15 protein-coding genes are annotated in these 15,493 nt (G+C 31.2%); 5 read left to right on the top strand and 10 right to left on the bottom strand.

The features are described from left to right. The first annotated feature begins 129 nt into the window (after positions 1 to 129). Together VQL36_RS08905 and VQL36_RS08900 are read left to right on the top strand one after the other, a co-directional pair. Positions 130 to 594 (top strand): hypothetical protein, encoded by a 465-nt coding sequence (locus VQL36_RS08905; RefSeq protein WP_349248967.1) that lies wholly within the window; start codon positions 130 to 132, stop codon positions 592 to 594. Positions 595 to 892: 298 nt separating this feature from the next. Next, positions 893 to 1,405, top strand: coding sequence for a hypothetical protein (locus VQL36_RS08900; RefSeq protein WP_349248966.1), 513 nt, complete (start codon positions 893 to 895; stop codon positions 1,403 to 1,405). 289 nt (positions 1,406 to 1,694) lie between these two features. On the opposite strand, the gene VQL36_RS08895 is transcribed toward VQL36_RS08900, so the two are convergent. Beyond that, positions 1,695 to 2,135: a hypothetical protein gene (locus VQL36_RS08895; RefSeq protein ID WP_349248965.1), complete on the bottom strand. Its 441-nt coding sequence runs from the start codon at positions 2,133 to 2,135 to the stop codon at positions 1,695 to 1,697. A gap of 398 nt (positions 2,136 to 2,533) precedes the next feature. Between VQL36_RS08895 and VQL36_RS08890 the strand changes: the two genes are divergently transcribed. Beyond that, positions 2,534 to 3,118, top strand: a complete 585-nt coding sequence (locus VQL36_RS08890) for a hypothetical protein (protein ID WP_349248964.1) — start codon at positions 2,534 to 2,536, stop codon at positions 3,116 to 3,118. A 222-nt stretch (positions 3,119 to 3,340) separates the two neighbouring features. Then, positions 3,341 to 3,739 (top strand): hypothetical protein, encoded by a 399-nt coding sequence (locus tag VQL36_RS08885; protein WP_349248963.1) that lies wholly within the window; start codon positions 3,341 to 3,343, stop codon positions 3,737 to 3,739. A 587-nt stretch (positions 3,740 to 4,326) separates the two neighbouring features. Here the strand turns inward: VQL36_RS08885 and VQL36_RS08880 are convergent. From VQL36_RS08880 to VQL36_RS08840, 9 genes are all read right to left on the bottom strand, one after another. Beyond that, entirely contained in the window at positions 4,327 to 6,375 is a 2,049-nt protein-coding gene (locus tag VQL36_RS08880; RefSeq protein WP_349248962.1) for a right-handed parallel beta-helix repeat-containing protein, read from the bottom strand. Positions 6,376 to 6,650: 275 nt separating this feature from the next. Continuing rightward, the gene (locus tag VQL36_RS08875) at positions 6,651 to 6,773 is read right to left on the bottom strand and encodes a hypothetical protein (protein WP_349248961.1); all 123 of its coding nucleotides are present in this window, start codon (positions 6,771 to 6,773) and stop codon (positions 6,651 to 6,653) included. Positions 6,774 to 7,246: 473 nt separating this feature from the next. Then, the gene (locus VQL36_RS08870) at positions 7,247 to 7,705 is read right to left on the bottom strand and encodes a hypothetical protein (RefSeq protein WP_349248960.1); all 459 of its coding nucleotides are present in this window, start codon (positions 7,703 to 7,705) and stop codon (positions 7,247 to 7,249) included. A 130-nt stretch (positions 7,706 to 7,835) separates the two neighbouring features. Further along, positions 7,836 to 9,908, bottom strand: coding sequence for a right-handed parallel beta-helix repeat-containing protein (locus VQL36_RS08865; RefSeq protein ID WP_349248959.1), 2,073 nt, complete (start codon positions 9,906 to 9,908; stop codon positions 7,836 to 7,838). A 48-nt stretch (positions 9,909 to 9,956) separates the two neighbouring features. After that, positions 9,957 to 10,088, bottom strand: a complete 132-nt coding sequence (locus VQL36_RS08860) for a hypothetical protein (protein WP_349248958.1) — start codon at positions 10,086 to 10,088, stop codon at positions 9,957 to 9,959. Between the two features lie 160 nt (positions 10,089 to 10,248). Then, positions 10,249 to 12,345 carry a right-handed parallel beta-helix repeat-containing protein gene (locus VQL36_RS08855; protein ID WP_349248957.1) on the bottom strand — a complete coding sequence of 699 codons (2,097 nt, stop codon included), beginning with the start codon at positions 12,343 to 12,345 and terminating at the stop codon, positions 10,249 to 10,251. Positions 12,346 to 12,510: 165 nt separating this feature from the next. Then, a complete protein-coding gene (locus VQL36_RS08850; protein ID WP_349248956.1) occupies positions 12,511 to 12,975 on the bottom strand; it encodes a hypothetical protein in 465 nt (154 codons plus the stop codon). Positions 12,976 to 13,223: 248 nt separating this feature from the next. Further along, positions 13,224 to 13,397 carry a hypothetical protein gene (locus VQL36_RS08845; protein ID WP_349248955.1) on the bottom strand — a complete coding sequence of 58 codons (174 nt, stop codon included), beginning with the start codon at positions 13,395 to 13,397 and terminating at the stop codon, positions 13,224 to 13,226. Continuing rightward, on the bottom strand, positions 13,390 to 13,683 hold the full coding sequence (locus tag VQL36_RS08840; RefSeq protein WP_349248954.1) for a peptidase G2 autoproteolytic cleavage domain-containing protein: 294 nt from the start codon (positions 13,681 to 13,683) through the stop codon (positions 13,390 to 13,392). The genes VQL36_RS08845 and VQL36_RS08840 overlap by 8 nt, the downstream gene beginning before the upstream one ends. Before the next feature lie 1,042 nt (positions 13,684 to 14,725). On the opposite strand from VQL36_RS08840, the gene VQL36_RS08835 reads away from it, so the two are divergent. After that, positions 14,726 to 15,409, top strand: coding sequence for a Yip1 family protein (locus VQL36_RS08835; RefSeq protein ID WP_349248953.1), 684 nt, complete (start codon positions 14,726 to 14,728; stop codon positions 15,407 to 15,409). Positions 15,410 to 15,493: the final 84 nt, after the last annotated feature.

Below are 15,493 nucleotides of genomic sequence, written 5' to 3'. Positions count from 1 at the left end.
GAATATTTGTTCTGATATACGAGGAACAGGAGGATACGCAAGAGCACATTTTTATAGTACAGTACACACGTCCAATCAAAACATCATTTGAACTCATACAATATTAGAAACTTATAAGGACGTGATTTTATGGGCGTTTTTGATGAGAGTATTTGTGACTGCTGTGTCTGCCCGATGCAGTGTGTTTTAAAAGAATTAATGGATATGAATCAATCAATTGATGATATCTTCACTGTTACTGGTAGTGTATCAAACCCATCTATTATAGAAGTCAGAGATTTTATAGTATTTACTGATCAAGGGGTTATCCCAATAAGTAAAATTAATTTCATTTGTTTACCTGTACCTTCTATTTCCTTAAATTTAAAACCTATTAAAAAAAGTACTGGGGACTGTTCATGTTGTGAGGACCCGACTACAAATTTGGCAAATTCTTTGAAAGGCGAGGTTATGAATATAGAAATAATTGGTTTTGGATTTGATCCATTTAAAATCGCTGATGTAGGGGAAGGAGTCATAATTGGAGAAGAAACAGGAAATCAACAGGTGGGTGTTATATCTAGTTGTTTTGTGACTAGAATCTTCCCACTATAAAAAAACTCTCCTCATCCTATCACGATTCCAACGAGTATAGCTTACCTTGATCCCGAAAATGAGGATATTAAACAAAAAACTCCTACCGCAAAAAGTGAAAGGAGCGTTTATTTCGTTTAAGTGAACCAATAGTCATTTCGACAAATCCATTTGTGATTGTTTACTTGTATCTTATTACAGCAGACAACAAAATGACACAGACAAATGCGGATTTTTTATATACTCAGACATATAACCAATCAATCCATTCATTCGATTCATACAATAACTCATCAAATGTAAAAAGGAGGTGAGTCTTATGGGACATTTCGATGAAACCATATGTGATTGCTGCATTTGTCCAATGCAGTGTGTGATGAAACAATTAGTAGATCGAGGTCCTATAATCATATCTACACCAGTTAGTCAAGAATTAAATCTAATCACATCTGTCGAAAATTTCATTGCGGAGACTCTAGATGGTGAAATTCCGGCATTCTTTGCAGTATGTAATGTTACAGCAGTTGGAAGTAGTGCAATAGACAGTAATACTGATTTAAAACCAGTGCGTAAAGATGTAAAAGGAGAATGCAACTGTTGTGAGGATCCAGCTACAAATCAATTAGTTTCACTTGGTATTGGTACTGAAGTTGAAGTTGAATTCATAACGCAAACAAATGGGGATGAATTTCAGATTCCACTTACAGGAAATATTTTATCAATTGGAGAAGGAATTGTTATATTAGATAATGTTATAGATAGTGAGGGTGATCCGATTCCTAATCTTGCCATTTCCACTTGTAAAATCACAAGAATTCAAGAATTAATTTAAAGTTTTATTGTTCAAAAAACAAAGAAAGCTTCTCTACAATGGAAGAAGCTTTTTTTATGAGTATCTTCAACAAATTTTAATGTGACTGTCCGAGGTGACATACTTGTTTGAAAATGTATTCTAACCCAAGTCAATACATAAAAAAAGACCTTCTCTGTCATTTTATGTTTAGCAAACCTTAGTCTTGCATCTAATTTTCTCGCTAATTCAGTAGCATCATTTTCTGATCGTTAATTTTTCCCATATTATTCAAATTTTTAAATGTTTCTTCAATATAATTGTTTAATGTTTATTTGTAGTCAATATATAGAGAAAATTGATTAATTAATTCAGAAATATTATCAGACATTTTTTTTATTTCATCCGAAGATCTCTCACTTATATCTCCAATAGCGATTACATTCCATAAATCATTAAATAAATAACTAATATCTTTAAACTGCTCAGTTTCATTATAATTATTAAGAAATGTAAATAGTTGATAAGCTTTATAAGTTTCTTCAACTCTTAATAAACGATATATATACTCATTATTAGAATTGACAATTTTTACTTCATTACTTTTTAAAAACTCATTTAATTCTTTTGATGCATCAATAAATTTTGAATAATATCGATTTTGCATCTTTTCTATATCTTTATTAAGATTATATTTATTCAAAAAGGTACCAAAATTAACCACTAATAGAATGACATTAATAACTATAAGCAACTTTGATATTTTCTTCATATATTATACACTCCTTTAATCTTATAAAAACATAGATTAAACTAGTACAGAAGTTAGACATATATGTTTAACTTCTGTACTGAAATTATAATTATTGACGATTGAGGTGTGAAATAGTATGATCTAAAGCTAAAGTATCAGTTTCAACTGTAAATAAAAGAGGGATATCTCCTTCTGCTTCATTAGCCTTACCACCATTAACACTTACATAACCTAGTTCAACTAGTCTATAGACACATGCGCCCTTAAAAAGCTCTCTCCAAATAAGATTAAACCATTTCCATTGATTGTTCCACTAAATAAAGATCTATTATGACACAGAATTTGGAAGGCGGCTATGACGTTACTTATGATGAAGGTGAAGTTAACTACAAATATAGATAAGGAGAGGGATTAATTTGAGAAAATCAATTATTTGGATATTTTCTTTATCTCTTGCTATTGTTTTAGGGGTATCTACAGGCTTTGTTTATAATTCATATAACAACTTTAATGTTGAAGATAATACATCTATTGCCCCAATGACAAACAATTTATCGGAAGAATTCTGGAATGTTGATCTTATTGTAAAGGGAAAAGTAATACAGGAAGTAGCAACTTTCCAGAAAGATACCGGTATAAACACTAAATTTTCCTCAAAAATGGATGTCACACCTGCTACAATAAAAGTTGACGAAGTAATTTATGGTAATGAGCCAAACAAAACAATCACGTTTTTACAACATGGTAATTCTAATGAAACCACTAATTCAAAACATGTCCGAAAAAATGATGAAGTAATATTAATATTAACAAGAACTACAGACGGACAATACTGGTCTTATAATTTTGATGATGGTCTATGGTATGTTAAAAATGAAAAAGTCAACTCTAATACATCCCAAAAATTTCTTAAGGAATTTAAAGACAAAGATAAGAACAATTTTATAAAAGAAATAAGAGAAGCGGCTAAGAATAAGAAGAAAAACGAAAACTATAAATAATAAAAAAAATATAGTCTGTTCTAATTACGGGAAAAATAAGTCAAAAAGGTGAATCATAATCCCTAGAATATATAATCTTGGAGCATTCTTTCGGAATACGTTAAATAACACATTGATAGAGAGACATACGTGGAATTTTTGCTTTTAATAGATAGAAGTACAAACAGGAGGACTTAGTTTTGCATATAAAGGTAAAGGGGAAAGAAAAGGAGGTGTATGCAAATGACTCCAAACCCACTTACCATTTCGAAAGATTGCAAAAGAAAAATACTTTCTACTGGTGCATTAAGTCCAAATAGTGATATAGGTGCTAACTATGCTCATCTTGCAATGATAAATCGTGATTCAAAAGTATGTAATATAATAGTTGAACTTATACAATGGACACCAGCGGGCAATCAGGTATTAACAACAGAAAACTTTAACATTCCTGGAGGACAACTTCGTACTTTTACTTTTAATGTAATGAACATACCACATTATGAGATGCAAATTGACAAAACAAACGCTAGTAAAAATTGTATTGTGAATACTTTTGCTATTGAAAGCGACATGGGTCCTCCTAAACCAGCACCAGGCTATACTTTCCTTGAAAGTCAGTTAATAATTATTAAGTCATAATCACTTACTATAAATTAGGATAATTACCTAATGGATTAATTCCTAAAACACTACAAACTATAGAAAAACATCACTTAAATAAAGGGTATGGCAACGATTCAAGGAATGAACCGCCATATCCACCCGAAATAACAGTATAATTAAATTCTACTGTAGAGAACCTCACTATTTATATAGTGGGGTTTTAAAAAAATATTGAATGATATTTAATTTCCCACACCTCTTTAAATAAAGTGTACCCTTTGTAAAGGACATTTTAAAAAAGCAGGATTTTGAATAGCTATATTGACTTATAGTTTAAAACCCCACTATAACTAATAGTGAGGTTTACACCGTAGAGAGATATATATGAGCGCACACCCTCCTATGTCTAGGAGGTAATATATTCTATGTTCAAACGCTATGATTTGTATAGACAAGTGACTTACTTGTTTAAAAATGTGCTATTTTACCAAGATTGTTACAATAAAAAAGAACCAACATTTTGAATTGGTCCTTGTTATCCTTTGATTAAATGTATGGAGGGACCTCAACACAAGGAAACTAAAATAAACCATTGAATTAATAACGGCTAATAGCATTCATATTTAACAATCTTCACAAAGCCCATCAGGAATGCTCGTTTGACATTTGTTTTCATCAATAATGTTATCTGTACCTTGGTCATTAATATCTGGTGTATTTCCTATTAAACAATTGGAACGAACTTTGTTATTATTGGTGTTATTTTCTAACAAAATTCCTGTTAAATCATTATTGACGATTTTATTATTGTCAATGACATTGAAATCACCGGAAGGATCTTCAATTATGATCCCTTCACCCTTATTGTTATTTACGATATTGTTTATGATTCTATTGTTATCCTCTTGAACTAAGATTCCATCACGTTCATTATTACTGCAAACATTACCCCAAACTAAGTTATTTTTATCTTCTACATCAATTCCATCACGGTTATTATTACATGCTTTGTTCCAAAGAACTAAATTGAAATCACCATCTGCTTCAATACCATCCTGATTATTCAATACACAATTACTAATAATAAAATTATTTTCGCCAGCCGGCTCTATTCCTTCAAGATTTCCATCACAAAAATTATGAAATGCCAGGTTAAACTCACCCTGATTAAATCTTATACCCTCTAAGCTATTTCTATTACACTGACTACAAATGATATAGTTGTGATCGCCGTCTACTGAAATTCCCAAACCATTATTTCCACTCGAATCGCAATTCATGATCATATTTCGTTCGCTGAATTCCGTTATGAACATACCATCGTTTAAATTTCCAAACACAGTTACACAATGTAGTATATTATCACTAGTATTAATTCGTATTCCAGAGCTATCACAATTTTTAACGGTTAAATTTTCTATGGTCACAAAAGAAGACTCATCAATATTAATTCCTATTCCACCTAGACCTACTCCATCTATGATCGTTTTTCCTTGTCCAGCACCGATGATGCGGATGCGATCTTTCCCTAGACCAATATTGAGGATTTCAGGAAATGTTCCTGCACCTACTCGAATCGTAAAACCTTCAGTTGTTGTCACAGCATTAATGGCAGTTTGAATACTCTCACCTTCATTTACTATCACTTCATTATTTATTTGACATAAACCCGCTGGATCACTCGTTCTACATTTGTTGTTGTCAAATAACGTATTCATCCCTTCATTATCTATATCTGGTGTATTACCTGCTAATTTATTAGATCGGATGACGTTATCAATAGAATTTGGATTAATTAGTATTCCTTGATTTGTATTATTTTCAATACAGTTATTATCTATTAAGTTATTATCGGTAGTTGTTCGGATTTCAATCCCTATATTACCGTTATTCATGATATTATTTCTAATCATTTTCTGTCGATCCACTCTAGAAAACATGCCATTTTGATCATTACATTTCACATCATTTGCCCAAACTAAAATGTTTGAACCTCCACGCAAATCAATACCAATTCCTAAGTTTTTAATTACTTTATTTGCGAATATAAAATCCCCAAATGATGATTGAATTCCTTCATCTTCATTTTTTAAAACAGTATTATTAATGATTAAATTATTTGGAGCACGTGAGCTTATTCCTGCGTTCTTGTTCCCTTTAATTACATTTTTTAAAGCTAAGCTGCTTTCCTCAGCGAAAATAATTCCATCAATTTCATTATTTAAGATATCATTTGACACAAGGTAATTATTTGATAAATCATTTATACCTCTGCCTGAATTTGATTTGATTTTTGATGACATAACTAAATTCCGTTCAGCACCTATCTGAATGCCATCATCTCCATTATTTAATACCTCAACTTTATGAATAATATTTTCCGTAGTACTAATTTGAATACCAAAACTATCAAAATTACGAACCGATAGATTTTCAATCGCTATAAATCCTGATCCCTGAATATCAAATCCAATTGTGTTTACACCTAATCCAACGCCATCCACAATCGTTTTCCCAATCCCTGACCCTATTATTCGTATGCAATCCAATCCTGCTCCTATCGTGATCGATTCATTGCAGGTAATCGCAGCAACTCTTATGGTATCACCAGCACTTGCTACTAACAAAGCATCATTAATCGTCGGCTCATCTGCTGGAACGTTAATGACCATGTTGTTCACTCCTCACCATTTTTTTTTGAAATCGTTCGTTTATAGAGTATATTCGCGAAATCATAAATTGGATTGGACGGATGCATAAAGGAAAATTTAATCATGTAAAATGGGTTGTTATTCATAGTACCTCATCAGTATCATCTGTTCTTCAATCGAATAGTTATTTCCCAACAAAAAAAGGCACTATATCAGTATCAGCGCCATTCTTGTTTACCGTTTAATCATAAAACTACTTGAATAAACAATAGACCTTCACTCACGAACTCATCTAATCATTTCTGTTCAAAGCACACATCATTATTGAGTGGACATCCAGGACCATCAGCTAAAATAACGTTACTTTGTGAAAATGTGATTATAGTGATAGCAACCACCAAAAGCATAATTTTTTTCATCAAAATCACCTCCTCCTTCTTTATGTTTTTTCCATCAAACTATCTCAACAATAGTAGATTTCATATGAAGCATCAAAAAGACTCTCACAAGTTTTTTTATTAAAAATCCTTCTAAAGTTATTTTTTTCTCTCTTAATACACTATAGATTATTAATTCCATAAATAAAAATACTATATATCCTCGTATTTAATAAAAATAATGAGTTTATACTAATTTATCCTGCAAATTCTTTGTATTACAAATATAAATATACATATATGTATATTATATTTATATTTTTTTGAGTATTGTATGATAAAACATATAAATAATAGTAGAATAGTAGGTACAAAGATTTACTTGAAAAAACAAACATAATTAAAACTATTTTTATGAGCATAATGGATGATATTTTCCCAACAAAAAAAAGAACACCTTATCAGTGCCCTTCTGTTAACCGTTTAATAATAAAATTTTATTTTTAAACGAGTATTTATTCTGTAAATACTGTTGCTTTAAGACTTCTTGAAGCAACAAAAATATCTCCTTGTGCATTTGTTGAAACTCTTGTAATTCTTAGTTCATACGTATTGATTCCAGTACTTGGATTATTATCTACTAAAGGGAAGTTTGGAAAGTTTGTATGTCTATCGCCAGCCTCATAATCCATTTCATCATTGATCGTTGCAATGATAGTGCCATTGCGTAGGAGTTCATATGTTACTTCAAAAGTTACAGAAGGAGGTCCATCATCATTATTTACAGCAATTTGTACCATTGAATCAATGCATACCTGTGTTTTCTGTGGATCCTTAACACATACATCGACAGTAGCCACAATCGCAAAATCACCATTATTAAGAAGTACAATTATATTTTCAGCCTCAGGATCATATGGATCTAATACCGAGAAAGTCTGAGCTATGACAATAGATTCTTTCTTTAATCCCATATAATATCCTCCTAACTCTTAAATTAAATTAAAATAACATTTCATACTATCATATGAACCATATAATGAAGTTGCTTGGACTCTTATCTATGGGCTGGAATGTAAAAAAAGAGCTCATAGAAAAGCACAATTATCTCTTATAAAACTTCTTCAATTCACAAATGCCTTCACAAAGCCCATCTGGAATACTTGTGTTACATTTATTTTCATCAATTGACATATTATTATCTTCTAAAGAATTATTCTGGATATCTGGGTTGTTACCAGATAAACAGTTCGAACGGATACCAAAAAAATCAATTGTTGAATCTTCTATAATAATGCCAGCTTCTCCATTGTTTTCTATACAATTTTGATCTATAATCGTGTTAACTTCTGGTTGAAGTATTTCAATTACTTTTATTCCATTGTCTTTATTCATTTGACATATATTCTTTAGAACACGATTATTAAAGCCAGTCAACTCAACACCGTTACTTTGATTTTTATTACATACATTACCCCAAATGATATGATCAATTTCATTTACTTCAATACCATTTAATGAATTTCCAATTGCTTTATTCAAAAACCATAAATTATCATCAAATCGAGAGAGGAATCCGTTGGCTCTATTATCTATAGCACAATTTTCGATGCAAATATGTTCATCATTGAATGAAAAGCCATTCAAGATGTTATTTTTTGCCTCGTTAAATAAAAATATATTGCAATCTACAACTATGAAACCATGACTTTGATTTTTGTTTGCTTTACATTTAATAAAGTAATTAGTATCTTCGCCATTAAACCCATTTCTTCCATTCATAATTGCTTCACAATGATTGAAAAAACTTACATCTTCAGTGATCATAAATCCATCTTCAATATTATTTTTTGATTGAATTTTTTCTAATGTATTAAAATCCTCCTCTATATTTACTCCATTGACCCCAAAATTTTGTACCGTGAGATTCTCTAAAGAATTGAGGCGGCTGCTAATTGTAATCCCATCCCCTTCTATATTTGTGCCATCAAGGATTGTTTTACATCTACCTGATCCAACAATTCTAAGACGTTGTTTACTAATAGGAATGTTCACTTGCTCATGAAAAATGCCTTCATTCACGTTTATTTGAAAACCATCTTCTGCACCATTTACAGCTTGTTGAATAGATTTTCCTTTTTGGACATTTATGATATCATTTTCTTCGCATAATCCTTGCGGGATACTTGTTTCACAATCATTTTCTGCAAATGTACTGTCCATTATTGATTCTTCCAACAAGATATCTGGATTATTTCCTCTTATACAGTTCGAACGGACAGCAGTTTCATCACCAGCTATATGAACGCCAGCCTCCTTGTTATTTTTTACGAAGTTTCGATCAATGACATTCTCATTGCTTCCCACCTGAATTCCAGCTTTTTTATTATTGCTTACATGATTTTTTATAATTCTTGTTACGCCATTCATTGCTGATATACCATTTAAAACATTGTTTTTACTAACATTATCAAATAATGTTACTTCACTATCTATTAAAAATCCATTCATCATATTATCCAATGATTTGTTAAATGCATATATATTTTCAAACGATGTAATGGAATCACTAAAACCGTTGTCCCCATTTTTTATAGCAGCATTGGAAAAGACATAACATAGTCTTCCTCCCACGAAAAATCCATTTTTAGTGTTTTGTTCGGCTACACAACAAAAAATTAAATTCTTACTAACATTGCTTTCTACTAATAGTCCGTTAGATTTATTATTTATTAATTTACAATGCATAATAAAAGTATTACCTCTTCTTGAAATTATTCCATCTCCAACATTTCCATTTATATCGCACTCAAATACCATATTTCTACTTCCATTGTTTAGTTCAATTCCTATTTCATTATTTATGACTTGTACCTTATGGACAATATTATTTTGAAAATTCACAAAAATACCTGTGCCTTTAAAATTCTGCACTGTTAAATTTTCAATGGTAACTAATTGATTATTTATTGTAATGCCATCACTAGCCCCTAAGGTCTGCCCATCAATGATTGTTTTTCCTTTACCTGCTCCAATAATGCGAAGACCATCTATATTAATAGTAAGCGCTTCAGAGAAATTTCCTTCACCTACTCTAATAGTATCGTATGGAGCAGATACTACTAATGCATCATTAATCGTTGGAAATTCAGCAGTTGGAACTTTCCGTACAGTCATTTTCGTTTTGTCCTTTCTGATTTAGACTTTTTATTAAATGCATTATATTCACGATGAAAGAATAACGTATGGACGAATGTATAGAAATTTATAAAATTCAAATTTTAGACGCTGAGGTCTTTCTTCATCGAACAAAGTAACATTGTCTTCAACTTCTTGTAATTTTACTTTTCGTATCAATTAAAAAAACTCCAGTCAATTTCAAAATTTTAGATCTGTATGTAAATTGAGTGCACAGTACTGTCTTTTAGGTTTGTACTCTTAAAAATTGATAGGGGGATTCTTCAAATACAAGTTAAACTTAAATAAACCATTGAATTAACAATGGCTTTCAGCATATTTAACAATCTTCACAAAGCCCATCAGGAATACTCGTTTGACATTTGTTTTCATCAATAATATTGTTTATACCTTGGTCAATAATATCTAGTGAATTACCTGTTAAACAATTGGAGCGAACTTTGTTATCATCACTTCCTGTCTGCAACAAAATTCCTCCGTTATTATTTACAATAATATTATTGTCGATAATGTTAAAAAGCAAACTATTTCTTAAACCGGATTCAACACTATTCTTTATAGTATTGCGAATTACTCTATTGTTATCATTGTTTATTTGAATCCCATCCTCACCACTAGTAATACAAGTATTTCCCCACACTAAGGTATTATTACATACACAAAGTCCATCATCCGCATTCTCACAGGCTTTATTAAAGAGGACAATATGATTATCATCATCTAGTTCATTACTTTCAAAATCAAAACCATCCCCAATATTCTTCCTTGCAATATTACAAATAAAATAATTGTTATTACCAAAAGACAGCAATCCATCCCCTTCATTTTCATGAAAAATACTATTTAGTACCAAATTAAACTCACCACTAAAAAGTAGTAATCCATTACATTTATTTGAATTAAACTGGCTACAAACTACATAATTATGATTTCCATTTACTTCTATACCGTCAGATAATTCTCCAACATTTCCACTTGACTCACAATACATAACTATATTACGCTCCTTCATTTCTTCAATACGGATTCCATCATCTTTATTATTCAAAGTTTTCACACAATGAAGGATATTGTCACTTGTATTTATCCGTATGCCAAAACTATCACATTTTTGAACGGTTAGGTTTTCTATTGTCACAAAAGAAGACCCGTCAATATTAATTCCTATTCCACCTAGACCTACTCCATCTATGGTGGTTTTTCCTTGTCCAGCACCGATGATGCGGATGCGATCTTTCCCTAGACCAATATTAATGATTTCAGGAAATGTCCCTGCACCTACTCGAATCGTAAATCCTTCAGTTGTTGTCACTGCATTAATGGCAGCTTGAATACTCTCACCTTCATTTACTATCACTTCATTGTTTATCTGACATAAGCCCGCTGGATCACTTGTTATACATTTGTTGTCGTCGAATAAGGTATTAATACCTTCATTCACTATATCTGGATTATTTCTTCTTAAACGATTAGAACGGATCACATTACCATCAAAAAATAGATCTGCAATTATTCCTGCTTGCTCATTGTTCTCAACACAGTTATTATCGACTATATTTGCATTTCCATTAATTTCAATGCCTCTATCGTTTTGCTTAATCCCATTTTTTACTACTTTATTTCTGATAATTCTACTATTAGTACTATTAACATCAATGCCATCCTCATTATTCTCCTTTACTTCATTCCCCCATAACAAATTATTATCAAGAACTGCTTCTATCCCATCATCACTGTTACATAAAGTTTTATTCCATAATAGTAAACTAGTATTATTAATGATAAATCCATCAGTTCCATTTTTAATCGCCTGATTACAAATAAATAAGTTACAATTTACAACATTACCATCAACTGCATTGAATCCGCTGACCCCATTTTCTTTTGCACAATTTAAGAACACAAAATTGTTGGAACTGTTCAAGTCCAATCCATCTCCTGAATTTCCATTGAATTTACATTTCACTATATAATTATGATCTCCATTCACTTGAATACCATCTACATCTACTTCTGGATTTGCATTAAAATTAGCTTCAGATTCAATAATTAAATTTCTTTCAGCATCTGAAGCAATTACCATTCCATTATTCTGATTGCTTTGTGATTTGACTTGATTTATGATGTTTTCACTTTTTTGAATAAAAATCCCTGGATCTCCAAAGTTTTGAACCGTCAGTTTTTCAATTGTTACCATAAATGAATCTATCTCTATGCCGTTCATTATACCTAATTCAGTTCCATCCAAAATCGTTTTTCCAATGCCGGCTCCTACAATTCGAATACAGTCTTTACCCATACTGATAATTATGGACTGGTTATATGTCCCTTCGCCTAAGTTTATTGTATCCCCTGGATTTACGTTATCTATGACATCTTGAATGTTATCGGCAGGAGTTAAGTTAAATACAGCCATGCATACCCCTCCATTTTACATTGAACTTATGTTTTATTTTATTCAAAGATGTTGAAATGGTTTGGACGAATGCATAGAGAATATAAAATGGGATAAAAAAAAGCACTATAGCAGTGCTATTCTTTTAACCGTTTATCAATAAAATTTTATTTTTAAACTGGGTATCTATACTGTAAATACAGTTGCTTTCAAACTTCTAGATGCGACGAAGATATTAATTTGAGGGAAATTTGTAGAAACCCTTGTAATTTTAAGATCATACGTATTGATTCCACCACTTGGATTATTATCTATTACAGGAAAGTTTGGAAAATTTGTATGTCTTCCACCAGTATTGGGTTGGTAATCCATTTCATCATTGATCGTTGCAATGACTACTCCGTTACGAAAGAGCTCATAAGTTACTTCGAAAGTTACAGAAGTAATGAAATTATTGTCTACAGCAATTTGAGCCATTGAATCCAGTGACACTTGTGTCTTCTGTGGCTGTTTAACACACACCTCAACGGTAGCTACAATCTCAAAATCACCATCATTAGGAAGTACAATTATATTTTCAGCCCCAGAATCATACGGTTCTAATACAGAAAACGTATGAGCTACTACAAAAGGTCCTTTATCCAATCCCATTAACTTACCTCCTAACTTTTTTTCGTTCATCTTATCTTATGTACCTCTAAAGAGATTGCTTGGACTGGTATCCCTAGATATTCACACAAATACAAATAACCAAGGAACTGTAACAGCTCATTGGTCAGAGGCAATTTAATGGGTTAATATTTGTGAAGGTATTTCACAGTATATATTACGCTATCCAACTTCCCTTTGTTTGTGTAAATGCGTATATTTGAAATAAATAGGTATAGGTGTAATTACATTTAAAGTTGCATAGGACTTGCTACAATAATTAAAATTTGATTTTCTCCTGTTCGTTCTAAAACTCTATACCCACTTTGAGCTTTTGTAGCAATTCCTTCAGCGTTCGGTTTACAAAATCCATCTACTTCACTGGTTCCGTCGTCTCTCACTAAATAATTGACCAGTTTATCCAACAACCTCCCATTCTGGTCTTTCTGATCTTGGAATATACTGTTTATCTGGGTCATATTCAGGATTTAGCTTTTGTAAGACAGTCGGAACAGCACTGGTTACACCCAAGATATAATTATCTCTATCGGTAGCTTTTCTTATTTTCTTCCCTTTTGTTGTAACAAAGTATCCGACATCGATAGGTTTACCGTCCAACGTTTCAAACAATTCAGCAAAATCACACCCTCTACCCGAAGTAATTTTGCCTGCAAAACAAGCATCTCCCGTATTTCCATTTATAAGAGCCATTAAGGTATCATTCACTAAATGCCACGAGTTATCTTCAACCGCTTAACCTGATCGTCCCATAATATGTGCATTCACTCTATTATTTGTATCTGTACCGTTTCCTTCCGCATGGTCTATCCATGTATATCACGTCCTTATATTTTGTTAGGATATTATGGATAAATGACCCCAATACAAAATATGAAGTCAATAACCTATACGATTGGGTGATTACCTACACCTATTTAAAAAGGCACCTGCCTATCAAAATTGATTTTTATTAGAAAATATGAAAGCACAATGGATGATAGTTTCCATCAAAAAAAGAACGTACCTCCACGCTCTTTTTCTGTTAACCTTTTAATCATAAAATTTTATTTTCAAACTGGTATCTAGCATTCAAATACCGTGGCTTTTAGGCTTCTAGATGCGACAAAACATCATCTATAGCACTTGTTGAAACCCTTGTAACTCTAAGCTCACAAAATCACCTTTACTTGCAGACATTGGGAATTTGTGTTCTTCATATTTTCTTTTATTTGACATTGATAGACTTTACCTATAGTGGATAATGGTCTCATTTGGGATGAGACCGAACCACTAACTTTATTATAATCATCCAATATTTACACATACTAAAATTAAAATTTTTGTGTTATTTTACTTATATTATTAATTTTTTATATAAATACATATCATAGTGGAGGAGTAAGAGAATAAAAAAAGCGTCTTTTTATTAGTAATATTAATAACATCAATTATATATTTTCAGCAGTTTTGTGAATGAGGAAACCATTGAATTGTTGGAAGAACCCAAACTCATTAATAATCGAGTGTTTGTATTATTGGAACGCAAACAAGGGTGTATATCATTCAAAATATGAATTCAGAATCAGCATCATTCATTTATCAAAATGAGTTTATTTATACAATGAAAATCAAAAGATGGTCTATGGCAAGTAAATGATCTTTTTAACCTGAAATTTTTTATATTTTAGTATCTATAACTAAGTGTGAACACTTTGGATAAGTCGAAAGAAAACCATCAAGGGAGGAACAATGATTGGAAGCACAAAACAATGAGACTCATGAAAAAAATATAAATATAAATGATTTTAAAAAAGATATAGTAATAAATCCTTGGTTTTCGATTTGGTTAAAACCTAGACAAACAATGAGATACGTTTTAAACAATAAGCCAAGTAGAATATTTTTATTTTTATTGATTTTTTTAGGTACTTTTAAATCTTTCGACTTAGATATTGGAACTTCATATTTGATACTTAATTCCATAGACCAGATAAATAGTTCTGTGAATCTATCCTCTATTTTATTTACTTCTATAATAGGTTCACTCATTTTAGCAGTAGGTGCATATTATATATATCCTATATTATTACGATGGTTTGGAAGTTTGTTAGGAGGTAAAGGTACCACTCAAGAAGTCCGTAATGCCTACGCCTATTCTCTTATTCCACAAGTATATTTATTAATATTTGTTGCAATACCTTCCTTATTATTATTTGGAATTGAGAATTATACTGAATATAAACCTAGAATTGAGAGTAGTTTATTACTTGAAAGATTATTTATTATCCTTAATTCACTTGATTATATTATAGGCATATGGGCTATTTTCATAACTATAAAATGTTTGGCTGAAGCTCATCAATTTTCATTTTGGAGGTCATTAGGTACAACAATAATAGGTGTTTTAGTAATATCTATTCCATTTTATTTTTTATAGTTAAATTGCTAAATTGCTTATTAATTAACTTACTATACAGCCTTTTTTCATATACAACGGGCTGTTTTTTACATAAATCTCCCT

This window comes from Chengkuizengella sp. SCS-71B (assembly GCF_040100845.1).
Classification (GTDB): Bacteria; Bacillota; Bacilli; order Paenibacillales; family KCTC-33759; genus Chengkuizengella.
This window is presented reverse-complemented; position numbering and strand designations above follow the sequence as displayed.

Bases quoted from the DNA above. Each gene is read 5' to 3' on its own strand.
- VQL36_RS08905 (WP_349248967.1), top strand. From the start codon at position 130: ATGGGCGTTTTTGATGAGAGTATTTGTGACTGCTGTGTCTGCCCGATG.
- VQL36_RS08900 (WP_349248966.1), top strand. From the start codon at position 893: ATGGGACATTTCGATGAAACCATATGTGATTGCTGCATTTGTCCAATG.
- VQL36_RS08895 (WP_349248965.1), bottom strand. From the start codon at position 2,135: ATGAAGAAAATATCAAAGTTGCTTATAGTTATTAATGTCATTCTATTA.
- VQL36_RS08885 (WP_349248963.1), top strand. From the start codon at position 3,341: ATGACTCCAAACCCACTTACCATTTCGAAAGATTGCAAAAGAAAAATA.
- VQL36_RS08880 (WP_349248962.1), bottom strand. From the start codon at position 6,375: ATGGTCATTAACGTTCCAGCAGATGAGCCGACGATTAATGATGCTTTG.
- VQL36_RS08875 (WP_349248961.1), bottom strand. From the start codon at position 6,773: ATGAAAAAAATTATGCTTTTGGTGGTTGCTATCACTATAATCACATTT.
- VQL36_RS08870 (WP_349248960.1), bottom strand. From the start codon at position 7,705: ATGGGATTAAAGAAAGAATCTATTGTCATAGCTCAGACTTTCTCGGTA.
- VQL36_RS08865 (WP_349248959.1), bottom strand. From the start codon at position 9,908: ATGACTGTACGGAAAGTTCCAACTGCTGAATTTCCAACGATTAATGAT.
- VQL36_RS08855 (WP_349248957.1), bottom strand. From the start codon at position 12,345: ATGGCTGTATTTAACTTAACTCCTGCCGATAACATTCAAGATGTCATA.
- VQL36_RS08850 (WP_349248956.1), bottom strand. From the start codon at position 12,975: ATGGGATTGGATAAAGGACCTTTTGTAGTAGCTCATACGTTTTCTGTA.
- VQL36_RS08840 (WP_349248954.1), bottom strand. From the start codon at position 13,683: ATGGCTCTTATAAATGGAAATACGGGAGATGCTTGTTTTGCAGGCAAA.